The sequence below is a fragment of the Pseudarthrobacter sp. NS4 genome, assembly GCF_024758005.1.
GTDB lineage: Bacteria > Actinomycetota > Actinomycetes > Actinomycetales > Micrococcaceae > Arthrobacter.
The window spans coordinates 1098686-1124110 of the sequence record NZ_CP103288.1; the positions used below are offsets into that span (position 1 = coordinate 1098686).

A 25425-nucleotide genomic window follows, 5' to 3' on the forward strand; every position below is an offset into this window, starting at 1 on the left:
GGCGGTCTTTACCGGATGGGCGGGGCCCGGCGGTCAGGGCGGCCAGGTCAGGTCAGCGAAAGCACGAAGGCCAGGACGAAGCCTGCTGCAGTGCTGAGCGCGACGGCGGGGCCACCGTGCTCGTAGGCTTCGGGCATCAGGGTGTCGGCCAGGGAAGCGATGACAGCACCGGCAGCGAAAGCCAAGGGTATTGAAATGGCTTCCGGGTCCGTCCCGGACAGCGGTCCTGCACCGACAACTACAGCTATAACCAGTAGGGCAGCGCATCCCAGCCACAGTCCGATGATGCTTCCCGTGGACCGTCCTTGGCTGCGCATGGAGGCTGACCCCACCAGCGCTTCGGGAAAGTTGGAGACAAAGATCGCCGCGAGAAGCGCAAGGCCACCGGTACCTTCGCCCAGCGAGATTCCCAGGGCAACGTTCTCCGGCACGCCGTCCAGGGTGACTGCGGCCAGCAGTGCCAGCCCGGCCGCACCGCGTGTTGAGGCAGACGTGGCACGTTTATCCTCGGCCGCAGCATCCGTATCGAGTTTGGCACTGCCTTGGAATTCGTCAGCAGGTGTGGCCTGCTCCTGCTCTCCTGCTTGTGCCCACCGGTCCAGCAGTGCGCTCAGGACCGTGAACACCACAGCACCGCCCATGAGGCCGATGGCTGCGCGGATGATCCCGCCGTGTTCATACGCGTCTTCGAACAGTTCGAAGGCGAGTGCTGTGATCAGCGCCCCAGCGGCAAAGGCCAGCAGCATGGCAAGGAGCCGTTTAGGCAGTTCAAAACGAACGCCGATGAAGGCACCCAGGACCAACGCGCTGGATGCTATGACGCCAAACCACAGCGACATCATCATCCCGCAAGTATAGGAGTATGGCGTTGACGTGGGAATATGCAATTGGAGCTGCAGGAAGCTCCGACTTTCGGTGAGTGGTGGCTTTCTGCAAAGGTGGGTGCATGACTTATTTCCTGGAGTACACGATTCCTGCAGCGTCCCCTGATGCCGAGTTTGAGTTTCCCCATGATGAGATCAACTCCGGGACCACGATTCCGTTGTCGGAAACCGACGCGGAGGTTGTACATGCCCCGGAACTTCCTGCCAGGACCGGGATCATCGGGGCCACCGTACCGGAAGCAAAGCTCGAAGCCGAACAGCTGATCACTCATAGCCGTGCGTCCGAGGCGTCACTCTACTTTGACCCGTCCAACTCCCTCCAGGCCGGCGTGGGCACGCTTGTCGCCACGTTCAGCGAAGGTCGTGGCTGGCAGGACGCCTAAGTACCAGGCAGCTGGCCGCGGTCTATCACTACCCGCGGACGGCCGAATTGTGTCCGCACGCCTGGTGAATACAGGACCGATTCCGGCGGGCCGCTCACACTGATTCCCGCCGATTTCACCAGATCATCTTGAAAGTCGTGAAGTTCTGCGGCGTACAGCGGCCACGGTTTGTGGGTATTTGGTATATAGAATGTCCGCCCCCCGATATTGCCGTGCATGCCGAACCTCGCCGTCACGTGGATGGACAGTGCGTCCTGTGCCGGGGCGTTAAGCCGGGGAACCACGCTGAACCTGCTGCTGGCTCCACGCCTGTAGCGGCTGACGGCATAGCCCGTGGAGGGGGCCTGCGGGTCCGCGGACTGGAGCTGCCGGTAGTGAATTCGTGACCAGACGTAGGGTACTTGTGCTGCCCGCGCCGCGAGGACCACAGGCAGCCGGTTCGCATCCAGACTCAGGAAGACTACCCCCCTGGTTCCATCGGGTTCCCGCGAGTAGAGCCGCACGTTGACCTCGTTGAAGCTGCCCAGGTACGGAATCCCGGGGCCGCGTCCGATTCCGGCGTTCTTCATTCGGAATCCGACCAGGCCCACCCACGACGTACCGTCGAAGTTGTCCGGCTGCACGCCTTGCGGCATGAAGCGGGCAGCCACGGGTTCCGGTATCCGCCAATGCAGGAAGATTGCGTCGGTCCAGCGCTGGTCAGACATGGTGGGCGAGGGAAGCTCTGGAGGGGCCGGCCATAGGGCTGCTGCATTCAGATGCTTAACCATGGGCAGGGCCCCTCCTTCGCGTCGTGACCGTCCGGAACAGCTAGTTCAGCGCGCGGGTGCCTTCAGGAAGGGTGCCGCCGGAAAGCAGGCTCGCCGCCGTATCTGCCAGTGCTGTCAGGGCCACCCGCTGGGTCCAGGGACCGTAGGAGATGCGGGCGACACCCAACTCCTGCAGTTTTGCGGGAGGCAGGGATCCGGGGACATTGATCACGGAAACCTTGTTCCAGCCGATGCCGTCCACGAGGGCAACCACAGTTGGTTCATTGAGGAGTCCCGGCACAAAGACGGTAGTGGCGCCAACATCAAGGAAAGCCTTTCCGCGCTCGATGGCATCGGCCAGGACGTGGCCGGGCTCGCGGTCTTTGCCCTTCAGGAAAGCGTCGGTCCGTGCGTTCAGGACAAAGTCGATACCCTCTGCCGCTCCAGCTTTGGCTACGGCGGCCATCTGTTCCACTGCCTCAGCCAGGGGCCGCATCTGATCCTCGATGTTGGCCCCGACGATGCCCACGCCGATGGCCCGGCGCGTGGTCTCAGCCGGATTGCCGTAGCCGGACTCAAGGTCGGCGCTGACAGGGAGGTGGGTGGCAGCGGCGATGCGTCCCACAGCCTGGATCATCTCCTCGACAGGGATGTTCTCGCCATCCTGGTATCCCAATGACGCGGCAATGGAGTGGCTCGCCGTGGCCAAAGCCGTAGTTCCCGGCACATCCGTGATGACCTTCGCCGTGATGGCATCCCAGACATTCACTACCTGGAGGATCTCGGGCAATTGGTGGAGGCGAAGCAGCTCTGAGGCTTTGGCAGCCGTGGATTCAGTCATGGGTGAAGCCTAATAGACGCAGGTATTCGACCCAACGAAATCCAGAGGAGCGAGGAGAGTCTCTCAGGGGAGATGCCTGCCATCGCCCGGAGACGCGTAGCGGAAAAGACCGCAACAGGAACCCGTTCATTCCCTGGGGTGGGGTGGTGGTGGGGGTTTGAAGTAGTGGTTTTGTTGGGGTTTTTGGGTGGGGTCGATGTGGGGTGGCGGGATGAAGGTTGGGGTGCCGTGGGTGGTGGTGATGGTCCATTGTTCTTTGTGGATGAGGTGGTGGTGGTGTGTGCATAGGAGTGTGCCGTTGTTTGTGGTGGTGTGTCCGCCGTGTGACCAGTAGGTGATGTGGTGGGCTTCGCACCAGGGTGCCGGGATGGTGCAGTTGGGGAAGGTGCAGCCTTGGTCGCGGGCGGTGATGGCGAGGCGTTGGGCGGGGGTGAAGAGGCGGGTTTTGCGGCCGAGGTCCAGAATTTCGCCGTGGGTTCCGAGGAGGGCGGGGATGATGTCGGCGTCGCAGGCGATTTTGCGGAGGGTGACGGCAGCGACGGGGCCGGTGAACACGAACGCCCCGGTCCCGGCCCCTGTGCCTGTGGGGGTTCGTGTGCCTGTGCCTGTGTCTGTGTTTGTCCCGGCGCCGGCGCCGGCGCCGTTGCCGGGGTCGGGGAGGTGGGGGAGGAGGTCCTGGTAGTTGATGGTGGCGATGATCTGGGGCCGGTTGCCGCCGGTGGTGGGGAGCAGGTTGGTGGTGAGGGCTGCTTTGACGGCGGAGACGATCCCGTCGAGTTGTTGCTGCGGGCGGGTCCGCCGCTCCAGGTCCACGTCCCGCTCCTGGCCCACGTCCCGGCCCAAGTCCGGAGCCTGGGTTGTGCTGGTGGTGCTGGCACTGGTGTTGGGGGTGGTGGTGCGGGGGTTGGTGGCGGTGTTCATGACGGTGAGGAGGTGTTCGTATTGGTCGGTGGTGGCGAAGATTTCCAGGTGGTGCAGGCCGTGGCGGGGTTTGCGGATGAACGCGCCCTGGGTGTGGCGGAGGGCTTCTTCGGTGGGTTCGGTGCCGTCGGCGTCGATGGTGTCGGTCCAGCGTTGGGCCAGGCGGGTGAGGAAGTCGGGGTCGGCGGCAGCTGCGGTGGTGGTGAGGTGGTGTTCGATCCGGTCCAGGGTTTTGGGGTTAACCTCTGTTGGTGGACACCTGAAGTAGCGGGATCCTGGGATTCTGCGGGAAGGTGTTCTTGTGAGCACGACACGACGTAAATTCACTCCGGAGTATCGGCGGGAGGCTGCGCGCCTTGTCATCGATACGGGCAGACCGGTCGCGCCGGTGGCCCGGGAGTTGGGCCTGGGTGAGCAGTTGCTGGGCCGGTGGGTTGCCCAGGAACGGGCCCGGTTGGCGGCTCCTGAGGAGTTCGCGGCGGCTGAGACGGAGAAGTCTGAGCTGGAGCGTTTGCGCCGGGAAAACGCGCAGTTGCGGATGGATAACGAGTTCCTGGGAAAAGCCGCAGCCTTCTTCGCCTCCAAGCAGCAGAATCGGAATGCTTCGAGCTGATGGAGGCCGAGAAGGCTAATTACCCGGTCCAGCGGATGGCCAGGCTTTTGCGGGTGTCCCGCTCCGGGTTCTACGCCTGGCGCCGGCGCCGTGAGTCAGAGTCACCGGCGAGGATGCAGAGCGGGCGGAGTTTGACGCCATGGTACGGAGGGCTCACGCCGAATCGTACGGGACCTATGGGGCGCCGCGGGTGCAGGCCGCGTTGGCCAGGAACGGGACCGGCGTTGACCGGAAGAGTGTGGCCGCCTCTATGCGCCGGCAGGGTCTGGAAGGGATCTCGCCGCGGCGGTTCCGGCCGGTAGCGCCGATCGGTGACGCGCGGGTGCATTCGATCCCGGATCTGGTGGCCAGGAAGTGGGATACCGGGGCCTTGGATACGGTGTGGATCTCGGACATCACCTACCTGCGCACCGGTGAAGGCTGGGTGTACTTGTGTGCTGTCAGGGATGCCTGTTCCCGGCGCGTGATCGGATGGGCAATGGACTCGGTCCAAACCACCAGCCTGGTGGAGCGGGCGCTGCGGATGGCCTACATCCTGCGCGGTGGCGGCCCGGCCGGGGTCGTGTTCCATGCCGACCGGGGCACTCAGTACACCTCGTCCCAGCTCAACGCCGTCTGCTCCGGACTGGGCATCAGGCAGTCCGTCGGGCGGACAGGCGTGTGCTGGGACAACGCGATGCAGGAATCGTTCTGGTCCACCCTGAAGACCGAGTTCTACGACCGGCGCCGGTGGGCAACCAGGCAGGACGCGATCCGGGAAACCGGACGCTGGATCGAGGAGTTCTACAACCGCTCACGGCTCCACTCAGCCCTGGGCTACACCACGCCAGTGGAACACGAACAGTTCCTCACCAGCAATAAACCTCAGCCGGCACAAGCCGCCTGATCAACTGTCCACGATTTGCGGGTAACCCCAGTTTCGGTGCTGGTGTGGTGCTTTAGCCGGTCCAGGGTGGCGGTGATGATGGTCGCGGCGTGCGAGGAGACCACCGGTCCGGCCGGCAGGTCTGGTTCTGTGGAGGTGAATTCCGGCTCTCTGGGGTTGGTGGGGGTCAGGGCGGCGGCCAGGTGCTCGTGTGCCGGTGGGGTGGGTTCGCCGGCGAGGGTGGTGCCGGGCAGTGTCTGGTGGGCCAGGGTGAGGCGGCGGCGGGCTTCCCGGATGGGGATCCGGAGCCGGAGCCGGAGGAACTCGGCGGTGTTCCTGCACCCGTCATCGGCCGGGGATGTCACTGGGCTGCCCAGCTCCGCGCGTGTGGGCTGAGCGGTGGGTGCGGGCCAGTTGGCGTCTGTTTCGTTCAGGGTCTCGACACCGTTGGCGTCCCAGCCGGTCACCCACCCCCGGCCGGTACTGCCCGGTCGACCCGTCCTGCCCTGGCCGGTGCGGGAGGCCGCAGCGGCGGTAATTGCTTGGGTGCGGGTCCGGTCTACGGTGGAGGCGGCGATCAGCTGCAGGTACTCCACGGTACGGGACAGGGTTTCGACCTGCCCGGCGAAATCCGCCGCCTGAACGTAGTCAGCCGATGCCAACGCATCCCCGGCAGCAACAGCAGCGGCCGCCAGTTGGTTTCCGAATGCGGCCAAGTCAGGCCGTTCCCCACGGGCACCAATGGCTGTTGATCTTTCAGCCGCGGCGGTGCCTGCCACCGGTGGGGGCACAGCGACAGCGGGTGAGGTCGCGGGTTCAGCCGCGGCAGCGGCTCCGCCACAGGGCTCGGATTCGCGGGCAGTGACGTTGGCCGGGACGGCGTGAAGGCGACTGGACTGCCTAAGCCGTGCGCCGGCGTCGTGTGCGCCGTGTATGCGATCACCACGAAGGGCGCGGGGAAGCGCAGCGGCGGACCCGCCGAACTCCACAAGCTGATCCCCAATGGCTTCCATAGGACAACTCTGCCAAAGACCACCGACAAAACATCCTGCTCATATTCCTATGTGGAAAACCAGATCAAGTCATATTCCTATGTGGAAAACCCGATAAAGCGCGATTATCCCGCCGCTGCTTTAGCAGGATTGCCGGATTTGCTGGGCTCCTTTTGCCACGGCCACCGCCCGGTAATTTCAAGCTCGAGCGAGAAGCTGAGGAACGTCCGGATCAGCACGATGATCGCCAGGACCCCCACACTTTCGAAGGTGGGCGTGATGGCGACGGTTTTGATGATGTCGGCGGCCACCAGCAGTTCGAGCCCCAGCAGGATCGACCTGCCCAACAGTTGCCGGTACAAGCGGTAGAAGCTCAGCTCCTCGTTGCCGGCGCGAAGCTTCTTCGGCCGGTACCCACGGAGCGCCAAAGGGATGGAAACCAAGGCGCCGATCACCATGACGGCGACGCCGGCAAAATCGACCAACTCCCCAACGGTCTCTATGATGTGCCGAAAATCCATGGCTTCCTGCCTCACTCTGCGCCAAATCCCTGACTCGAATCCGGACCCGAATACCTAAGCAGCCAGCCTAGACGCAGATACGGCCCGGCCGACGTTGGCTAGGGATGACGCACGCCGTTTCCGGCAAGGATGTCCCGGTAGCCCTCCCGGAAGGAAGGAAAAGTGAAGCTGAAACCGCTGCTCCTGAGGAGCTCGTTGCTGCAGCGTTTGTTGCCGCCGCGCGCAGGTCCCGCCGCACCAACAGGCGGCTCGGACAGCCCCATTTCGGCGGTCAGGAAGCGCAGTACCGTGCCGAGCTCGGCGGCGTCGTTATCCGCGCCCACATAGGTTGGAGCAGGTTCCCCGCGCATGGTGACCAGGTGGACGATGGCGGCCGCGGCGTCGTCGCGGTGGATGCGGTTGGTATAGCGGATGTCCTCAGGAACTACTGCCGATCCGGTGCGCACCTGGTCGATCAGGCGCGTCCGGCCCGGACCGTAAATGCCGCCCAGCCGGAGGGACACGGGTGTTGTACCTGTCCCAACCAGCCGGGCCCGGAGAAGTTCCTCCGCTTCTACCAGGACGCGGCCGGAAAAGCCGGTAGGCGCAGGAGCGGTACTTTCGTCGACCCAGCCCCCGCCGGAATCCCCGTAGACCGCCGTCGAGGATACAAAAAGCACCCGCTGGGGCTTGACGCCGTCGCGCTCCAAAGCGTCCAGGACGTGCGTCACCCCGCCAAGGTACGCCGCACGGTAGTCCTCCTCAGAGGGCGAGTCGGCGGCAACGGCTATGACGACGGCGGTGGCGCCCGCCGGGACCGGCGGAAGGCCAGGTGTGCTCAAGTCCGCCGCTGCACCTTCGATCGCGTCGGGCAGCTTTGCGGGTGAGCGGCGCCAGCCCACCACGCGGTGGCCGAGAGCGGCGAAGCGCAGCCCGGCTTCCGTTCCGAGATCCCCGCAGCCGGCCAGGAGGATTGTCATGGGCTACGGCGCTTCGACCGGGAAGAACACGCGCGGATCCTGCAGGAGAGCCGGGTAGGCAAACGCAGACCGGTCGATGATCTCGGTGACCGTGAAGTTCCGGCCGAACCTGCCATCCTCCAGGGTGATGGGGCGGCCCACAACCTGGCCTACGGCGAACTTGGTTCCGTGCTCGAACGGGACGGCCACGGGCGTCTTTCCCGGAAGGGTTGAGAAAGCCTCCTCCTGGGCCAGGCGCTTACGGGTGGGCTTCTTCACCAGTTTCTTGGGCGGCGCCTTCCGCGGCCGGCGCGAGGGGCGGCGGGAACCGTCGTCGAGGTACACGGGGGAGTAGTCATCGTCCATGCCGGCCGCGGCAGCGATGCTGCCATTCACGGGCGGAAGGGCCACGGTGTTCAGTGTCTGGGGATCGACGTCATCATGGGGATCGCGCAGGATCCACATGATGTCGCCCTCTGGCTCCTGCGGGAGGAACTCGTGCTTCGGCTCCGGCCAGATGTAGTCCATCTCCGGAATCGCATCCGTAAAGATGGAGGTGTAGAACTTCGGCTCCTTGCGCACCAGCTTGGAGCGGTGGCTGAGGTGGAAATCGGGATCGCCGAGCCATGGCGGCATGGGAATCTTGGCCACATAATCGGGGTGTGCCGCCTGCGGCGCGAACTCCGTGATGTTGGCGCGGGTATTGTCCGGGTGCCCGCGCTTCGTCCACTCGTCCACCATCGCCAGCCCGTACATGGTGAGTGCCGGCACGTAGCCCATCCACATGCGGATGGCCGGGTGGGTCTGCCAGCCGTATCCGGGAATTACCAGGGCGCGGAGCGTCTGGAGCGCCTCCACCCGCTGCTTGCCGAGCCGGGCGGTGTCCAAGGCTGCGGCGCTTTGCCGGAAATCAGGGTACGGGAGGAAGGTTTGCATTTATTCAGTCTGACGGCAGCAGGCGGATGTTCCAATTGCAGTGCCGGGGACCACAGGGGAACCACTGCGGGTGTCCAAATAGTGGACGCATGCATACGAATGGATGTAAAAACCACTAAGATCTCGGCAACCACCCCAGCGTTCTGGAAGCCCCCTCATGACATTAACACCTGAAAAGACCACCGGAAACACCCACACCAGCGCGCCCCGCTACGGGCAGATGCTGAGTCCGGAAGCAAAGGGCATCCTGGTCCTTGATGAATTTACTATTGATCCCGCCGCAGCGCGCAAGGAACAGCATCGCTTCCGCGACGGCATGGCCGCTGTCGCCCTGACAATGCGCAGGATCGCCGCCCTCCGCATCGTGATTGCGCTTGTGGCCATCGGAAACCTGCCGCTGTTCCTGCTCTCCAGCGGCTGGTGGATCTACGGCGTTTCGCTCACCCTTGTGGTTGCGGTCCACGCCGCCGTCACCTGGCTGAACCGCCACGAGCCGCGGCTCAAGCAGCGCTCAGCTCTTGAGCTGCACAAGCACAGGGAAAGCAGCGCAAACTACCGCAAGGTCCGCGATGCGGTGAAATATATGATCGACACCCCAGCCCGGATGAACGAGCACCTCTACCTGGAGCTGCTCGCCGTCAAACGCGTCGCCCTCAACTTGGCCCACGGCACCGTTGCCCTGCTGGACACCACCGACGACTCCGCCTGGAAGGTGCGGATCGTCCGGGAGATACCAGCCGCCCACTAGCCCGCCCCGGGCAACGGCTTCACAAGGAATTAAAGAACGACGCCGGCACTCCCCTTGTGGGGGCGTGCCGGCGTCGTTCTTGGTCAACGGAATTTGTCTATCGCCGACCTGATTGTAGGGCCCTGTGAAGGCCGGGGCAGCTGGCCTGCAGCTGCATCCGCGCTTCTATGCGGGAAGCTGGATGACCTGGCCCTCGAAGACGAGGTTGGGATCGGCAATGGTGTCCAGGTTGGCGTCCGCAAGATGCTGCCAGCCGCCCTGGATGCCGAGCTTCTCGGCGACGATGCTCAGTGTGTCGCCGGCCTGCAGTGTGTAGGTCTCGCCGGACAAAGCAACTGACGTAACGTGCTTGGCAACCGGTGCCTGGGCAACACTGGCTGCCTGGACCGGAGCGGACTGAACGGGGGCGGTCTGGACCGGAGCCTGCTGGACCGGAGCCTGCTGGACCGGCGCGGTGCCGGTGGCGCCGCCGCTCAAGCCGAGCTGGGCTGAGCAGGAAGGCCATGCTCCCCAGCCCTGCGACGCCTGTACCTGCTGGGCTACGGCGATCTGCTGCTCACGGCTGGCGTCAGCAGGCGAACCCGTGCCGCCGTAAGCAGACCAGGTGCTGGGGCTGAACTGCAGGCCGCCGGCGTAGCCGTTGCCGGTGTTGATGGCCCAGTTGCCACCGCTTTCACACTGCGCCAGCGCGTCCCATGTGGAAGTGCTGGTGGTGGCGTTTGCCGCCGTGCCGGAGAGAGCCAGGCCTGCTGCTGAGATGACGGCTACCGTTGCTCCACGGCGCGCGGCAGTACGGAATGATGTGTTTTTCATTTCGGTGATGCTCCTGAAGGCCACCGGCGCTGGTTCCGTCCCCGGAGATCATCGCGCCACTGCCCGCCCCTGACAAATAGAGGTCAACTTCGGTGGCTGCCGCTGGGCAGTTCTGGTGGAGGCAGCACCTGGCATTCATGCGCCCGCTGGACGGGCATGCCTTTCACGCTAGGACATGACGCTGGCGTTATCAAATCGAGATCTTATCTGGACGTCGGCTGGTGGTTGGCTGACCGAGGGCCGCTGCCAGATAGGGAGCGGTGCGGCTTCGGGTGGATTGTGCGAGGGCAACGGGCGTCCCGGCTGCCATGATCTGCCCGCCTTTGTCCCCTCCCGACGGCCCAAGATCGATAACCCAGTCGGCGCCGGCAACTACTGCCATATCGTGCTCGACAACCACCACGGAATTTCCGGCGTCAACCAGTCCGTGGAGCTGGGCCATCAGGAGCTGCACGTCAGCCGGGTGGAGGCCGGTGGTGGGTTCGTCGAGGAGGTAGAGGCTGTGGCCGCGCTGCGCCCGTTGGAGCTCCGTGGCCAGCTTGATGCGCTGCGCCTCACCGCCGGAGAGCTCAGTGGCCGGCTGCCCCAGGCGCAGGTAGCCAAGGCCAACATCCTGCAGGCTCTTGAGGCTCCTCGCCGCGGCGGGGACGCTGGCCAGGAATTCGGCGGCGGCATCCACCGTCATGGCCAGGACTTCGGCCACGTTCAGGCCGCGATACTCGACCTCAAGCGTCTCAGGGTTGTAACGGGACCCGGCGCATTCCGGGCACGGGCCATAGCTGCCGGGCAAAAAGAGCAGTTCGACGGCGACAAACCCCTCGCCCTGGCAGGTTTCGCAGCGCCCGCCCGCCACGTTGAAGGAGAATCTCCCGGCACCGAAGCCGCGCGCCCTGGCCTGCTCCGTGGCGGCGAATTCCTTGCGGACGGCGTCAAAAAGCCCGGTGTATGTGGCCAGGTTGGAACGCGGGGTCCTTCCGATGGGCTTCTGGTCCACAGTCACCAGACGGTCGATGCGGTGGCTGCCGACGACGGTTCCCAGCTCCAGGGGCTCCGCCGGTTCGTCCTGCTCCACCGGCGTCTTGAGGCTGGAGCCGACCACCCCGCCGAGTACTTTGCTCACAAGGGTGGACTTCCCGGAACCTGAAACACCGGTCACGGCGGTCAGCACGCCCAAAGGGAAGTCAGCATCCAGGCCGCGCAGGTTGTGCCGGGTGATGTCCTTCAACTCCAGCCATTCCTCCGGCTCCCGGACCGGCCTGGCACCGGCACCGCCGCGTGGAACCGACGCGCCGTCGTCGAACAGGAAAGGCCTGGTGACTGACGCCTCAATCCCGGCCAGACCGTCAACCGGTCCGCTGTAGAGCACTTCGCCGCCGCCTTCGCCGGCGCGTGGGCCGACATCCACCAGCCAGTCAGCGCGGCGGACAACGTCCATGTTGTGCTCCACCACGAACACCGAGTTGCCGGACGATTTCAGCTGCTCCAGCACCTCCAGCAGGGGCTCGGCGTCGGCCGGATGAAGCCCGGCTGAGGGCTCATCCAGCACGTAGATCACACCGAACAGGCCGGAACGCAGCTGCGTGGCAATCCGGAGCCGCTGCATTTCGCCGGGCGACAAGGTGGGAGTGGCCCGGCCAAGCGCCAGATAGCCGAGCCCGAGGTCCAGCAGGACAGTGATGCGCCGGAGCAGGTCCCGGGTGATGGCCACCGCCACCTCGTTGGACTCTCCGGATAGCTGCGTGCGGGAGGCCGTGCCGGCGTCGTCCAATTCAGTGGTGGGACGGACGACGTCCGCGAGCTCCACCATGGGAAGCCTGTTGAGTTCGGCGATGGTCCTGCCCGCGAACGTTACGGCCAGTGCCTCTGGGGTCAGTCCTGTTCCTGAGCAGCGCGGGCATGGGCCGGACTCCATGTATGCGAGCACGCGTTCGCGCATGGAGGCGCTCTGTGAATCTGCCAGCGTATGGAGGACATAGCTCCTGGCGCTCCAGAACCGCCCCTTGTACGGTTTGGCCACGCGGTCGCGCTGCGGAGTCACCTCCACCACGGGCTGTTCCTCCGTGAAGAGGATCCAGTCGCGGTGTTTCTTTGGCAGCTTGCGCCACGGGACGTCGACGTCGTAGCCCAGATGGGTGAGGATGTCCCGAAGGTTTTTCCCCTGCCAGGCGCCTGGCCAGGCAGCGATGGCACCGTCACGGATGCTGAGGGACGGGTCCGGGACCAGTGAGGATTCGGTCACGGTGTGTGCGATGCCCAGGCCATGGCACTCCCGGCAAGCACCCGCGGCCGTATTGGGGGAGAAGGCATCCGAGTCCAGCTGGGTGCTGCCTGCCGGGTAGGTGCCGGCCCGGGAGAACAGCATGCGCAGGGAGTTGGAGAGCGTGGTGACAGTCCCCACCGTTGACCTGCTGCTGGGCGCGCCACGGCGCTGTTGAAGCGCGACGGCGGGCGGCAGTCCGCTGATCAGCTCCACCTTGGGATTGTGCCCCTGCTGGATGAGGCGGCGTGCGTACGGCGCTACGGATTCGAAGTAACGCCGCTGGGCTTCGGCGTAGATGGTGCCGAACGCCAGCGACGACTTCCCGGAGCCTGAAACGCCGGTGAATGCCACGATCGCGTCGCGCGGGACATCGACATCCACGTTGCGGAGGTTATTTTCGCGGGCTCCGCGGACCCGGACAAAACCGTCGGCGGCCGAGCCTGGGTCCGGGTACTGCAGGTCATCAGCATGTTGGGCGTTCTGCATTGGGTCGACTCTAGTGGCGATTCCGGTGCTGGGCATTATCCTGACCCGATGGATAACTTTGCGGGCGCCACTGCCGTGCCTGAAACAGAACTGGACGCAGCTGAACTGGAAGCACACGCCCCGCTCCTCCCGGTGGCCGAACTGCATCTGCACATTGAAGGAACCCTGCAACCGGAGCTGATCTTCGCCTTGGCGGAGCGCAACGGCATCACCCTGCCCTATTCCGGGCTGGACGAACTCCGCGAAAGGTACGAGTTCACCGACCTGCAGTCCTTCCTCGATCTGTACTACGCCAATATGGCGGTGCTGCAGACGGAGGAAGACTTCGCGGCCATGACGCATGCCTACCTGGAACGGGCCGCTGCTGCCGGCGTACGCCACGCAGAGATCATGATGGATCCGCAGGCGCACCTGTCGCGCGGTATCCCGCTGGAAACCTGCGTCAACGGTGTTGCCTCGGTATTGGCTACATCCCAGGAGGATTTCGGTATTTCCACAATGCTGATCGCAGCCTTCCTGCGTGACCTTCCCGAGGACTCGGCCCTGGAAGTCCTGGACGGCCTGCTGGCCATGGATGCACCCATCGGAGCCATCGGCCTGGATTCCGCCGAGGTGGGCAACCCTCCGGCCAAGTTCGAACGGCTCTTTGCCAAGGCGCGGGAAGCAGGCCTGCGGCTGACGGCCCACGCCGGCGAGGAGGGACCGGCGTCGTACATCATTGAGGCGCTGGACGTCCTGGGCGTGGAGCGCATCGACCACGGCATCCGCTGCATGGAGGATCCGGACCTGGTGGAGCGCCTCGTTGATGCGCGGACTCCGCTGACCGTCTGCCCGTTGTCCAACGTCCGGCTGCGCGCCGTCGATACCCTGGCTGACCATCCGTTGCCGGCCATGCTCGCAGCTGGGCTGAATGTGTCCGTCAACTCGGACGATCCCGCCTACTTCGGCGGCTACGTGGATGACAACTTTGCCCAGCTCGAGGCCGTGTTCGAACTCTCACATTTCGACAAGGCCCGCCTCGCCGCGAACTCCATTCATTCGTCCTTTGCATCCGAGGAACGGAAGGCGGAGCTGCTGGAGGAATTGAACGGCGGAGAAGTTACGTCCTGACGTGCTGTGTCCGGAGCAACAAGCGCACCGTTGTGCCGGTAAACTGGGTGCCGCAGGCGTGTCTGGGGAGCGCAGGGCGGCACCCATGCCAGCACTTCAGGGGTTGTGCAGCCAGCCCTTCACCCGAGACCCTAGCCTCATTTGTTGCGATGGCCGCTTCATAGTCGGTCACGACACGCAGAGTTAACCAATTAAAGTCGCGCGATTTAACGGGCAGTTGGCAAGATGCCTAAGACCGATCGCTTTCATAAAAGGGGAATCATGGCCAAGTCCACCGCAGAAAACACCTTCCTTCGACTCAAGACCGTTTTGGATGTCCTGACCGAAGGCGTGTGGTCAGGCGATGCACTGAACGCGGGCCAGGTCCTCGCGGAGGCGACGGCCCGCGTGCCGTTCAACGAGCACGAGGCCGAGTTGCTGAGCGGCGGTATTCCCCGCGGCCATAAAACCCTCACCTCTGCAACCGCCAAGCTGGTCAAGGCCGGCTGGCTGGTGAAGGGCCGTTCCGGCTGGACCATCACCGAGGACGGCATGCGCGCCACCGTCGCCTTCCCCGATCCGGTGTCCTTTGCCACCGCGCTGGATACCGGCGCTCCCGTCCCCGCCGACACCCCGGTTCCCACCGCCCCGGAAGGTTTTGTCCGTCCGGTCTCCGCCGCCGCGGCCACGCTGCAGGCACCGGCCAAGGAGGAAACTCCCAAGAAGGCGACGGCCAGGAAGACTCCTGCCAAGAAGGCTGCCGCCGCCGTGGGCAAGGCAGCAAAGGTACTTGAGGACGCAGTCGAGCCGGTGGTCAAGGCAGTGCGCAAGGGCAAGACCCCCGCCGAGGCCACGGCTGCAGCCGAACCTGCCGCTGCCGAGCCGTTTGAGGGCCCGGACGTTGAGACGCACCCGCAGCCCGAGGCCGTCGCCGTGGCAGGCGATTTCAACACCATCCTGGGCGCGCCCGAGAACTGGGCGCCGCAGTACGACGAAGCCCAGATGGAGTTCGACTTCCTGGACCAGCAGTGGAAGAAGAGCGCCGAACTGCCCGCTGGGACCTACACCTTCAAGATTGCGCTGAACCGGTCCTGGGACGAGAACTACGGCGCGTTCGGCACGTTCGATGGCCCCAACCACGAACTGCACCACGACGGCGGCACTGTCACCATCCGCTACGACCACCGCACCCGCGACATCACCATCAACTAACGTCCCCCAACCAGGTAGCAGCAGGTGTCGTTTTGACGCCTCAAAACGACATCAACTGCTACCTGGTTGGAAGAGGCGGCTGATATCCAAGGAGGGCACCATGGCCAGCCATGACGGTTCGCCGCCGGACCTGGTCCGGCTGGACGCGCGTGTGTTCGGCGTGGTGCAGGGCGTCGGCTTTCGCTTCTGGACCATGGGCCAGGCGGAGGAACTGGGCCTGGCGGGCGAGGTGAAGAATCTCGACGACGGTTCGGTGTCCGTGGTTGCCGAAGGTCCCGAACCGCAGGTCCGGAAACTCCTCGACTGGCTCAACTCGGACCGGACGCCCGGGCAGGTGGAGCGGGTGGAGGACAGGTTGTCTGCAGCAGAGGGTGGCTTCCGCGGCTTCAGGGCCCGCTGACACAGTCGGCTGGAACCTGGCCCAGCTGACGATGGCCCGCCGGGCTGGCAGCGTTTGGCTATGCCCGCGGACTGAGGCCGATGAACGCGCCCAGCTCTTCCAACGCTGCAGGTTTGTGCGGCATGTAGCTGGTGAGCCCGGGGGAGCGGATGATGACCGCCCGCCACTGTCCCCGGGACACCGCCACGTTGATACGGTTCCGGTTCAGCAGGAATTCCGCACCGCGGGGAGCCTCCGCCACGGCTGAACATGCCATCGAGACGAACACCACCGGTGCTTCCTGGCCCTGGAACTTGTCGACGGTCCCCACCCGGATCTTCGGCAGGCCGGCCTCTTCCAAGGCTTTCCGGATCAGGTGCACCTGGGCGTTGTACGCGGCCACCACCAGCAGGTCCTGCTGGTCCAGCTGACGTGCCTCGCCGTCCCCACCCGGAACCCATTTCAACCCAAGATGGCGCCTGGCCTGCCGGACCACCTCGGCCGCTTCCTGCTGGGACCCGGTGGTGTTGCCGGTGTGGTCGACGAATACGGTTTCCACGCCGGGCGGCAAACCTTCCAGTTCCCGCAGGGCCGCTGCCGGGGCGGACTGGAGTTTTCCTTCGTAGCTGAGGCGCGATACGGCAGCGCACAGCTCCGGGTGCATCCGCCAACTGTCCGCCAGGAAATAGCCCAGCCGTGCAGGAAGGGTAGCGTGGCCGGCCGCGAGCCATCCGAGGGCAGACTCGTCCACGGGCTCGGGATGCGCCCCTTGCGTCACTTGTGGCAGCTGCTGCGGGTCCCCGAGCAGGAGCAGCCTCGTGGCGGAACGGGACACCGCCAGGGTGTTGGCGAGCGAAAACTGTCCTGCCTCGTCGATGACCAGCAGATCCAGCGAGCCGGCCGGGACTTCCTTGCCGGTCATGGTCCAGGCGGTTCCGCCCACCAGGCACCCTCCGGGGGATGACAGCAGGCTCGCGACGTCGCCGTCGGACGTCAAGCTCCAGGGCACATCGTGGGGCGCGGCCAGCTTCTTGCCCACGATGGCAGGATCAACGCCGCCCGTGTCAATGGCCCGGCACAGCAGGTTCTCGACAACGTTGTGGGATTGGGCTACGACGCCGATCTTCCAGCCCCCGGCCACGAGCTGGCCGATCACGTGCGCGCCGACGTAAGTCTTGCCCGTGCCTGGAGGTCCTTGGACGGCAAGATAGGAATGGTCAAGGTCCCGGAGGGACTCCGCGATGGCGGCGGCGTAGTCGGCTGTACCGTCGTCGCCGTGGGGGACTTCCACCGGGCCGGGCAGCGTGCGGAAACGCGGCGGCTGCTTGCGCAGGAGGTCGAGGCCGGGCTGGGCGGGCAGCGAGGGCACTGACGCTCCCACTGAACTGGCTATGGCCGCTATGGCGGCTTCGATGCTGGCGGTGGACAGCGGCTGATCCTCGGTCAGGGCCACCGGAAGGTGCGGGTAAGCGGCCACCTTGCCCGATTCACGTTCGGCGATGATGATCACGGTGTGCTCGGGATTGTCCGGCGCCGGTGACAGTTCGCTGATCCTGGTGCCAAAGGAATAGGCCCTCGCCCCGGGAGCGGCATCTGGGGCGGCCATGCCCTCCGGTGGGGGAGCGTCGTACAGCCGGCACCAACTGGAGTCAGCCCGGAAATCGGATCCTTCCGTCATGGTGCCCCGCAGCCGCAGGACCCGGGTGCGCATCCGCTCCCGGGGCTTTGCCAGCGCCCAGTCCGAGGAGACTTCCGCGGACTCCACAACAAACACGTTCCGCTGGTCGGACCAGTTTTCGAGGGGTGCTTCAACCCGGTCGAAGTGCTGCCACCAGAACTGCTTCCGTTCGCGGCGGTGGTAGCCGGTGGCCGCCGCCACCATTGCGATGGCCCGTTCGTCGTCCGACCACGGGCGGTTGTCCGGCAACCCCGCCAGGTATTCGCGGAGCCTGGCTTCCTCGGGAGTCTCATCAGCCGCGGCGGGGCGCCCACCCTCGGCGGGACGTTCACATGTGGCAGGACTGTCATCCGCGTCGGCGGCCCCGGGGCGTCCGGCGGACTCAGCGGTCGTTGCAGGCCTGCCCCCGATTTCCAGGAGCCAGTCCCGAAGCCGAAGAGTGGACAGGCAGTCGTACCGGTTGTAGTCGGAGATGGACGTGAGGATCTTCCCAGCCTCGTCCTGGTTGGCGGCGTCCCGGGCCGCACAATACGCGGCGTAGGCCACTACGGATGCCCCGGCATCCTTGACGTCCCCGGAGCGGAGGTTATCGCCCATGTACAGCGGTTCGAGCTTCTTGATGGAGTACGAAGCCTCGGAGATGCGCAGCGAATGCCGGACAGTGGCGTACAGGTCCACCAGCAGGCCCTGCCGAAGCCACTCATCCACTGTGTCCTCACCCGCCTGATGGGCAAGGGAAAGGTTGCGCAGCGCCGTTTTTTCGTAGGGCGCGTAATGGTAGACATGCATGTCCGGGTACCGCTTGCGGCGTTCCTCCACGTACTCAAGAAAGTCCAGGAAGGCCCTGCGCTCGCCATTCCGTGAGTGGGCCCAGAAGGGGTGGAAGACAGGATCGCCGGCGGCTCCGTGCACCGGCGCTTCGATTACGCCGAAAAGGTACTCGATGCCCCATGCACCGGTGGCGGGATCCTGCCAGAGCGGGTCCCCTTCGAAATCGAAAAAGATATCCCCGGGGCTGGGTGCGGGAAGGGATCCTATGGTGTTGTCCGGCAAGACGGTATAGGAGACAGTGTGCGGCTGGCCGTCCTTGCTGAACGTCCGTGATCCGTCTGGTACATCCAGGCCGAGCTGCATCCGGGCCTGGGCGCGGAGCCGGACCACGGAGTTGTGGGCGTCGGCGGCAGGCATGGCGGCCAGCTGGTCGATGGTGGTGATGCCGGCGGTGTGAAGCTTCCTGCGCTGCACGACCGACATGCCCGCAACCATCAGCAGGTCACGGTGTATTTGCACCTGCTCGGCACAGTAGTCGCATCGGCCGCAGTGGACGATTCCGGGCTGCTGCCACACCACGGGGCCATCAGTTTTCCGGTGCCGGGCAGTGAGGTGGCGGAAGCGCCGCCGTCGCTCGCGGAAAACGGGCAGCAGGTCCGGCAGGGACTGGCTGCTGCGCAGCCAGTCGTCGCCCACCCTGGTGCCGAGCACCAGGGTGACGACCGGGGAGGGCTCCAGGCCCATGCCCAGGAGCTGGTCGCCGTAGGCCGCGAGCTGGAGAAGGGCGCCCACCTTGGCATGCCGGGCGAGCTTTGTATCCCAGACTTCATAACGCCCGGGGTTGCCGGTGCCTGCGGCTTCATTGACCAGGAAGTCCGCGTAGCCGAGGAATTCGCCGTCGAAGAAGGTGGCCTGGAAAACCACGTCGGCCCCGGACCTAAGCGCGAGCTCGGTCTCCGCATGCTTTGCCTGAAGCTCACCGCGGAGGTTCTGGCCACGTTCGAGGGAGTAGACACCGGCGCCCCGGCTGGCGTCCCATCTGCCGTACTTGCGGATCAGGCTGGCCAGCACCGTTTGCTCGTGGCGATCGCCAAGCTCGCCAGCGCGGACCCGCATCTCGTCGGGGGGAAACTCTGCCCTGGCAGCCCGGCCCAGTTTTTCGTCCATGATCCGGAGCGTGCGGTACTCACACTCGCTGGCAGCGACCAGGTCGCTGGCGGAAAAAACCAGGTCCGGCGGGGCGCCGGCAGTTGCAGCTTCGAGCAGAAACACGGGGCCTCCCCATTGACAGCCGGGCTGTGATCACAGCCTGAGGAGGGTTCCCCTGGCTTTGATTCAAACGTAGCAAGAGGGGCCGACAAAAGCCGTCCTAGCTCTTTGCGTCTGCACGCACCTGGGCTTTGTCGTGCTCGTTGTGGGCCTTCCGCAGCAGGTCCAGGAACTCGGTCTCGTTGCGGATGAGCCGCTTGTACTTCTCGGGCAGCTTCCGGATCTGGTCCTCTTCGCGGCACATCTTCGCGAAGAGCTTGTCCCGCTCCACCATGTCCGTCTCGTAGTTGAGGTCCAGGTACTCGATGGCGTGGCGCTTGGCCCCGGTTACGGCGTTCTTGGCTTTGCCCTTGGGGCTGAAGATGGAGGCAAGGACCGTGACAAGCAGGACGCCCAGGATTACGCTGAGCGAAACCTCGGTGCTTACTTCCACCACGCTGACGTGTTCGCCGTCATTGATGAACGGGAGGGTGTTTTCGTGCAGCGCGTGCAGGATCAGCTTCACGCCGATGAATCCCAGGATCACCGCCAGGCCATAAGCGAGGAAGATCAGCCGGTCCAGCAGGCCGTCAATCAGGAAGTACAGCTGCCGCAGGCCCATCAGGGAAAACGCCGTGGCGGTGAAGACGATAAACACGTTCTGGGTAAGGCCGAAGATGGCCGGAATGGAATCGAGGGCAAACAGGATGTCCGTGCCGCCGATGGCCACCATCACCAGGAGCATTGGGGTGAGGACCCGTTTCCCGTTCTCCATGGTGAAGAGCTTGTCGCCGTCGTAATGGGCCGACGCCGGGAGGTACTTCTTGGCGAGCCGGACCACCAGGCCTTCGGAGTGTTGGTCGTGGCCTTCCGGCCGGAGCAGGTTGCCGGCGGTGATGAGCAGGATCAGTCCGAAGATATAGAACACCCAGGCGAAGCTGTTGATCAGCGCGGCTCCGAGGAGGATGAAACCTGTGCGGGCGATCAGCGAGAAGACGATACCGAACAGCAGCACCTTCTGCTGGTCTGCGCGGGGCACCCGGAAGCTGGCCATGATGATGAGGAACACGAAGAGGTTGTCCACGGACAGTGCCTTCTCCGTGATGTAGCCGGCGAAGTACTCGGTGCCCATGGTCGGCCCGCCAAGCAGGAACACACCGAGCCCGAAGAGTACGGCGATGCCCACGTAAATGGCTGACCAGATGGCCGCTTCCTTGAGCGAAGGCGTGTGGGCCTTGCGCACGTGGAAGAAGAAATCGAAGGCCAGCAGGCCAACGATTCCCGCAATGGTCAGGGTCCAGACATAGGACGGTACTTCCACGTGGCAGGCCTTTCGTTGGAGTCTCCTTCAAGATTACCCAAGCAGGCCCTGCCTAAGCAGGTTTCAGGAGTGCATGCTCCAGGACGGCGGTACGGGACAGGGTCTTATACCCCTCCTGCTCGAACAGCACGGTGATGACGTCGTCCTCGTGCCGCATCACCAGGCCGGGCCCCCATTCCTTGTGCACCACGGCCGACTGGAGCGGGAACGGCTCGCCGGCAGCGCCCGGGGAAGCGCCGCCGTCGTGCATCCCTTGAACCTGAAGCGTCTCCTGGCCGGCCGCGGCGGCACAGCCGTCGCAGTTCCCGCACGGTCCGGGCAGGTCCTCGCCAAAGTAGCCCAGCAGGAATTGCCGCCGGCAGCCGTCCGTCTCGGCGTAGGCGCGCATCATGGTGAGGCGGGACTGCTCAACCCGTTGGCGGGCCTCGGCGAGTCCGACGGCGCGGTCCACCAGTGCGGGCAGTTTGGCTTTGGAGGCAAGGCGGATGCCGCGCTTGCCTGTGGTGACGGCGCCCGCCTCCTCGAGCTGGTTCAACAAACCGGTGACGCGGCGGGGCGGGAAACCGGTCAGCTCAGCCAGGGATGGCTTGGGTGTGGGCGCACCGGCGTCTTTGAGGACCTTCAGCACCGCCAGCAGGCGCTCCGGATCCGGAGAACCCGTGGTGAAGAACTTCCGCAGCCCCAGGTCCTCGGCACGGTAGTGCAGCACCGCGGAGGCAGGTCCGCCGTCGCGTCCTGCCCGCCCGATCTCCTGGTAGTAGGCGTCCAGCGACTCCGGAATATCCGCGTGCACCACGAACCTCAGATTGGGTTTGTCGATGCCCATGCCGAAGGCAGTGGTGGCCACTACGACGTCCAGCTGGTCATCCAGGAACTGCTCATGGATCCGCTCCCGGTCCGCGGCGGACCGGCCCGCGTGGTACGCCTCCGTCTGCAGCCCTTCCCCGGCAAGCCTGGCGGCGTACTTCTCGGTATCCTTCCGCGTGGCGGCGTAGACGAGCCCCTGCCCGTCACGGGCAAGCCCGGCCACCTGCTCCAGCACGGCGTTCCGCTTGCCCTTGTCCTCCTGGTGCCGGACCACGTCCAGGCTGATGTTGGGCCGGTCGAAGCCACGGACCAGCACCAGCGGATCCTCCATGCCCAACCGCTCCACGATCTCGTCCCGGACAGGCAGGGAGGCAGTGGCGGTAAGGGCGGCCACCGTTGGGTTGCCCAGCCGTTCCCTGACGTTGCCCAGGTTCAGGTAGTCCGGGCGGAAGTCGTGGCCCCAGGAGGACACACAGTGCGCCTCGTCCACGACGAACAGCGAGATGTCCAGGGCTGCGATGCGGTCCAAGGTTTCCTGCTTGGCCAGCTGCTCCGGTGCAAGGAACACGAACGTGGCCTTACCCGATTCGACGGCCTGCCATGCGGACTCCACTTCAGAATCGCTGTGCGAGGAATTGATGGCGACGGCGGCCTGGGCGCCGAGGTCATCGGCCAGGCCGTCCTGCTGGTCCTCCTGTAAGGCAATGAGCGGTGAAACCACGACGGCGGGGCGTCCCGTTTCGGTGTGGAGGTGCTGTGCCGCGACCTGGTAGATGGCGGATTTGCCATAGCCGGTGGGCATAACGGCCAGGACGTCGCGGCCGCCGGCGAGCGCGCTGATAGCGGCCAACTGGCCGTCCCGCAGGTCCGGCAGGGAAAAGGAAGACGCCGCCAGTGCGGCGAGGGCAAGGTCGTCGGGCATAAAGGGCTCCGCACAAGAAGTTCCTGGGGCCGCTTGCTTCAGCCTCGGGAACCAGCCTAGCGCGGGCCGGTCACCGCCGTCGTCCTTCCCTTGACTTCCATGACGGGGTGAATAAGTGTGGGATGAAGCTGGTCCGCCGACGTGTGCCGTCGCTTTTGGGGACCAGGAAAGAGCCGAGGAGTGTGCAGCGTGACGCGGAAGAACCCGAAGGTCGAAGAAGCCGACGAATCTGAACTGGAAGTAACCGGCCACCCCAAAACCTGGGCGGCCGGCGTGCCCGGCGTCTATCACTCGATGCAGCCGGCCATCAAGCACATGGGCGTGGAGCGGTCCCGGAAAACCCTGCTGGCGTTGAACCAGAAGGACGGGTTCGACTGCATGAGCTGCGCGTGGCCGGATCCGGGCCACCGCAAGACGTTCGAGTTCTGCGAAAACGGGGCTAAGGCGGTGACCTGGGAGGCCACGCCTGTTGTCATCGGGCGGGAGTTCTGGGACGAGCACCCGGTCAGCGAGTTGCGGCAGCGGTCCGAATACTGGCTGGGAATGCAGGGCCGGCTGACGGAGCCCGTGTACAAGCCGGCGGGGGAGGACCACTACCGGCCGGTCAGCTGGGAGCAGGCGTTCAGCATCATGGCGGACAAGCTGAAGTCCCTCCCGGATCCCAACCAGGCAGCGTTCTACACCAGCGGCAGGACGTCCAACGAGGCGGCCTTCCTCTACCAGCTGTTCATCCGTGCCTACGGCACCAACAATCTGCCCGACTGCTCCAACATGTGCCATGAGTCGTCCGGCTGGGGCATGGGGCAAACCATCGGCGTGGGCAAGGCAACGGTCTCCTATGATGACTTCGCCAAGGCAGACCTGATCATCATCATGGGCCAGAACCCCGGCACCAACCATCCGCGGATGCTCACCACCCTGGAGGAAGCCAAGGAGGCCGGGTGCAGGATCGTGGCGGTCAACCCCCTGCCCGAGGCCGGGCTGATGCGGTACAAGAACCCGCAGAAGGTGAAGGGCATTATCGGGCGCGGGACCGACCTGGCGGACCAGTTCCTCCAGGTGCGGATCGGCGGGGACATGGCGTTGCTGCAGGCGGTATCGAAGCGGGTCCTCGATGCGGAGGCCGCGAACCCCGGGACGGTACTGGACCACAAGTTCCTTGCGGAGCACTGCGACGGCCTGGAGGAACTTCGAGCCCACCTGTCCCGGCTGGACGACGACGCGGTCCTGGAGGCCACCGGGCTGCGCACCGAGGAGATCGACGAGCTCGCCGACCGCTACCTCGCCGCGGACAAGGTGATCATCACCTGGGCCATGGGCATCACCCAGCAGAAAAAGGGCGTGGCCACCATCAAGGAGATGATTAACCTCCTGCTGCTGCGTGGAAACATCGGCAAGCCGGGGGCCGGCGCCTCGCCCATCCGCGGGCACAGCAACGTCCAGGGCGACCGGACCATGGGCATTTGGGAGCAGATGCCGCCCGCCTTCCTGGACGCCCTCGGGCAGGAGTTCGATTTTGAGCCGCCGCGCGACCACGGACTCGACGCCATCCAAACAGTCCGGGCAATGCGCGATGGCGGCATCAAGGCTTTCATCGCGCTGGGCGGCAACTTCGTTGGAGCCATCTCGGACACGCACGCTGCCGAAGAAGCGATGGAAAAGACTGAGCTTTCCGTCCAGATTTCCACCAAACTCAACCACTCACATGGAGTGACCGGTGCCGAGGCCCTCATCCTGCCCACGCTGGGGCGGACGGAGATCGACCGGCAGGAGTCCGGGCCGCAGTTCGTTTCCGTGGAAGACACCGTCTGCGCGGTCCATGCCTCGCACGGCACCGTTGAGCCGGTAGCCCCCGGGCTGTTGTCCGAGGTGGCCATCGTCTGCCGGCTCGCCGCGGCCACGCTGGGTGACCGGACGTCGGCCGACTGGTCCGGCTTCGAAAAGAACTACGACCTCATCCGCGACCACATCTCCCATGTGGTCAACGGATGCGAGGACTACAACAGGAAGATCCGGCAGGAAGGCGGGTTCGTGCTGCCCAACGGGCCCCGTGATTCCCGCACGTTCAACACCCCCACAGGCAAGGCCATTCTCACCGTCAACGAACTGGAGCATGTGGAACGCCCCGCGGGCACCCTGATCCTGCAGACCATGCGCTCGCACGACCAGTTCAACACCACCATCTACGGCCATAACGACAGGTACCGCGGCATCAAGAAGGGCCGCGAGGTGGTGTTCGTGAACCCCGCTGACCTGACCGAGCTGGGCCTGGCCGACGGACAGCATGTGGACATCCATGGCGTGTACACCGATGGTGTGGAGCGGGTGCTGCGGAACTACCGGGTTGTGTCCTACCCTTCCGCCAAGGGGTGCGCGGCGGCGTACTATCCGGAAGCCAACGTCCTGGTGCCACTGGACAGCGTGGCTGAAGGAAGCCAGACTCCCGCGTCCAAGGCCGTCATCGTGCGGCTCGAGCCCGCTACGGTCCTGGAGGAGGAAGCGACGGCGGCCGGCTAAGCGGGCGGGCTGGATTCGCTCCCCGCCTGCTACTGGGCGGTGTCCGCCCATCCCTTACTGGCGGGGCCGCCGTCTGCGCCGTCGTCGCACAACTGGAAGGCCACCCGGGCCGCCTTCTCCACAGAGGCGCGGGAGGCTTCCCGCGTGCCCGCGCTGCCAGTTCCCGCGTCCAGGCCTGCGGCATAACCCACAAGGAACGTGGTGACCGGCGCCGCCGGGTGGATTACAGATTCCGCGGACTTCCGGGCCAGGTCCAGGAGCAACTCGTTGTCCACATCCATGTCCAGGATCTGCAATGCCTGGGCCAGTCGGTTGCTCCACTGGTCCAATACCCGTGCTTCTTCGTCGCTGACTGCCATGCTTCGCTCCTCGGTTCAGGGGGCCCAACAGGTCCCGGCTGTCTTTTGGTGCCGACACTACAAGGCTTCGCCGCGAAAGTCATCGGAACCCGTGCTGTTGGCACCGCCGGCAACCCTAGACCTTCCTGCCACCCGTGCCTAGACTGGGCGAATCCCCACCCAAAAGGAAGCT

At 65.1% G+C, this 25425-nt stretch carries 19 protein-coding genes and 2 pseudogenes; 7 read left to right on the plus strand and 14 right to left on the minus strand.

Annotated elements, in window-relative coordinates; all coding sequences use genetic code 11:
• Positions 1-47 precede the first annotated feature (47 nt).
• Positions 48-845, minus strand: coding sequence for a ZIP family metal transporter (locus NXY83_RS05190; RefSeq protein ID WP_258805019.1), 798 nt, complete (start codon positions 843-845; stop codon positions 48-50).
• 101 nt (positions 846-946) lie between these two features.
• On the opposite strand from NXY83_RS05190, the gene NXY83_RS05195 reads away from it, so the two are divergent.
• Complete coding sequence (locus NXY83_RS05195) at positions 947-1267, plus strand: hypothetical protein (RefSeq protein ID WP_258805020.1); 321 nt, start codon at positions 947-949, stop codon at positions 1265-1267.
• Here the strand turns inward: NXY83_RS05195 and NXY83_RS05200 are convergent.
• The 3 genes and pseudogenes from NXY83_RS05200 to NXY83_RS05210 all read right to left on the minus strand — a co-directional run.
• Positions 1264-2037: a YqjF family protein gene (locus NXY83_RS05200; RefSeq protein ID WP_258805021.1), complete on the minus strand. Its 774-nt coding sequence runs from the start codon at positions 2035-2037 to the stop codon at positions 1264-1266. The genes NXY83_RS05195 and NXY83_RS05200 overlap by 4 nt on opposite strands.
• A 40-nt stretch (positions 2038-2077) precedes the next feature.
• Positions 2078-2857, minus strand: a complete 780-nt coding sequence (locus NXY83_RS05205; RefSeq protein ID WP_258805022.1) for an isocitrate lyase/PEP mutase family protein — start codon at positions 2855-2857, stop codon at positions 2078-2080.
• A gap of 126 nt (positions 2858-2983) precedes the next feature.
• Positions 2984-4015: pseudogene (locus NXY83_RS05210) on the minus strand (DUF222 domain-containing protein); the annotation flags it as partial.
• Positions 4016-4079: 64 nt separating this feature from the next.
• On the opposite strand from NXY83_RS05210, the pseudogene NXY83_RS05215 reads away from it, so the two are divergent.
• A pseudogene (locus tag NXY83_RS05215) lies at positions 4080-5277 on the plus strand (IS3 family transposase).
• Here NXY83_RS05215 and NXY83_RS05220 read toward each other — a convergent pair.
• The 4 genes from NXY83_RS05220 to NXY83_RS05235 all read right to left on the minus strand — a co-directional run bounded on the left by NXY83_RS05220 (position 5256) and on the right by NXY83_RS05235 (position 8643).
• Positions 5256-6269 carry a hypothetical protein gene (locus NXY83_RS05220; protein ID WP_258805023.1) on the minus strand — a complete coding sequence of 338 codons (1014 nt, stop codon included), beginning with the start codon at positions 6267-6269 and terminating at the stop codon, positions 5256-5258. The pseudogene NXY83_RS05215 and the gene NXY83_RS05220 overlap by 22 nt on opposite strands.
• 104 nt (positions 6270-6373) lie before the next feature.
• Positions 6374-6769: a DUF1622 domain-containing protein gene (locus NXY83_RS05225; protein WP_258806071.1), complete on the minus strand. Its 396-nt coding sequence runs from the start codon at positions 6767-6769 to the stop codon at positions 6374-6376.
• 98 nt (positions 6770-6867) lie between these two features.
• Positions 6868-7728, minus strand: coding sequence for an NAD-dependent epimerase/dehydratase family protein (locus tag NXY83_RS05230; protein ID WP_258805024.1), 861 nt, complete (start codon positions 7726-7728; stop codon positions 6868-6870).
• Positions 7729-7731: 3 nt separating this feature from the next.
• Positions 7732-8643 (minus strand): MSMEG_6728 family protein, encoded by a 912-nt coding sequence (locus tag NXY83_RS05235; RefSeq protein ID WP_258805025.1) that lies wholly within the window; start codon positions 8641-8643, stop codon positions 7732-7734.
• A gap of 157 nt (positions 8644-8800) precedes the next feature.
• Here NXY83_RS05235 and NXY83_RS05240 point away from each other — a divergent pair, with 157 nt between their 5' ends.
• Entirely contained in the window at positions 8801-9391 is a 591-nt protein-coding gene (locus NXY83_RS05240; RefSeq protein WP_258805026.1) for a hypothetical protein, read from the plus strand.
• Positions 9392-9556: 165 nt separating this feature from the next.
• Here the strand turns inward: NXY83_RS05240 and NXY83_RS05245 are convergent, their stop codons facing one another.
• The gene (locus NXY83_RS05245; RefSeq protein WP_258805027.1) at positions 9557-10204 is read right to left on the minus strand and encodes a LysM peptidoglycan-binding domain-containing protein; all 648 of its coding nucleotides are present in this window, start codon (positions 10202-10204) and stop codon (positions 9557-9559) included.
• Positions 10205-10394: 190 nt separating this feature from the next.
• The gene (locus NXY83_RS05250) at positions 10395-12950 is read right to left on the minus strand and encodes an excinuclease ABC subunit UvrA (RefSeq protein ID WP_258805028.1); all 2556 of its coding nucleotides are present in this window, start codon (positions 12948-12950) and stop codon (positions 10395-10397) included.
• Positions 12951-12998: 48 nt separating this feature from the next.
• Here NXY83_RS05250 and NXY83_RS05255 point away from each other — a divergent pair, with 48 nt between their 5' ends.
• The 3 genes from NXY83_RS05255 (at position 12999) to NXY83_RS05265 (ending at position 15651) form a co-directional block, all read left to right on the plus strand.
• Positions 12999-14060, plus strand: a complete 1062-nt coding sequence (locus tag NXY83_RS05255) for an adenosine deaminase (protein ID WP_258805029.1) — start codon at positions 12999-13001, stop codon at positions 14058-14060.
• 261 nt (positions 14061-14321) lie between these two features.
• Positions 14322-15251 carry a glycosidase gene (locus NXY83_RS05260; protein ID WP_258805030.1) on the plus strand — a complete coding sequence of 310 codons (930 nt, stop codon included), beginning with the start codon at positions 14322-14324 and terminating at the stop codon, positions 15249-15251.
• A 100-nt stretch (positions 15252-15351) separates the two neighbouring features.
• Positions 15352-15651: an acylphosphatase gene (locus NXY83_RS05265; RefSeq protein WP_258805031.1), complete on the plus strand. Its 300-nt coding sequence runs from the start codon at positions 15352-15354 to the stop codon at positions 15649-15651.
• 58 nt (positions 15652-15709) lie between these two features.
• Here the strand turns inward: NXY83_RS05265 and NXY83_RS05270 are convergent, their stop codons facing one another.
• From NXY83_RS05270 to NXY83_RS05280, 3 genes are all read right to left on the minus strand, one after another.
• Positions 15710-19351, minus strand: a complete 3642-nt coding sequence (locus NXY83_RS05270; RefSeq protein ID WP_258805032.1) for a TM0106 family RecB-like putative nuclease — start codon at positions 19349-19351, stop codon at positions 15710-15712.
• Positions 19352-19448: 97 nt separating this feature from the next.
• A complete protein-coding gene (locus NXY83_RS05275) occupies positions 19449-20648 on the minus strand; it encodes a TerC family protein (RefSeq protein ID WP_258805033.1) in 1200 nt (399 codons plus the stop codon).
• A 52-nt stretch (positions 20649-20700) separates the two neighbouring features.
• Positions 20701-22377 (minus strand): RecQ family ATP-dependent DNA helicase, encoded by a 1677-nt coding sequence (locus tag NXY83_RS05280; RefSeq protein WP_258805034.1) that lies wholly within the window; start codon positions 22375-22377, stop codon positions 20701-20703.
• A 189-nt stretch (positions 22378-22566) separates the two neighbouring features.
• Here NXY83_RS05280 and NXY83_RS05285 point away from each other — a divergent pair, with 189 nt between their 5' ends.
• The gene (locus NXY83_RS05285; protein ID WP_258805035.1) at positions 22567-24894 is read left to right on the plus strand and encodes an FdhF/YdeP family oxidoreductase; all 2328 of its coding nucleotides are present in this window, start codon (positions 22567-22569) and stop codon (positions 24892-24894) included.
• Positions 24895-24923: 29 nt separating this feature from the next.
• Here the strand turns inward: NXY83_RS05285 and NXY83_RS05290 are convergent, their stop codons facing one another.
• The gene (locus tag NXY83_RS05290) at positions 24924-25253 is read right to left on the minus strand and encodes a DUF6457 domain-containing protein (protein ID WP_258805036.1); all 330 of its coding nucleotides are present in this window, start codon (positions 25251-25253) and stop codon (positions 24924-24926) included.
• Between the last annotated feature and the right edge of the window lie 172 nt (positions 25254-25425).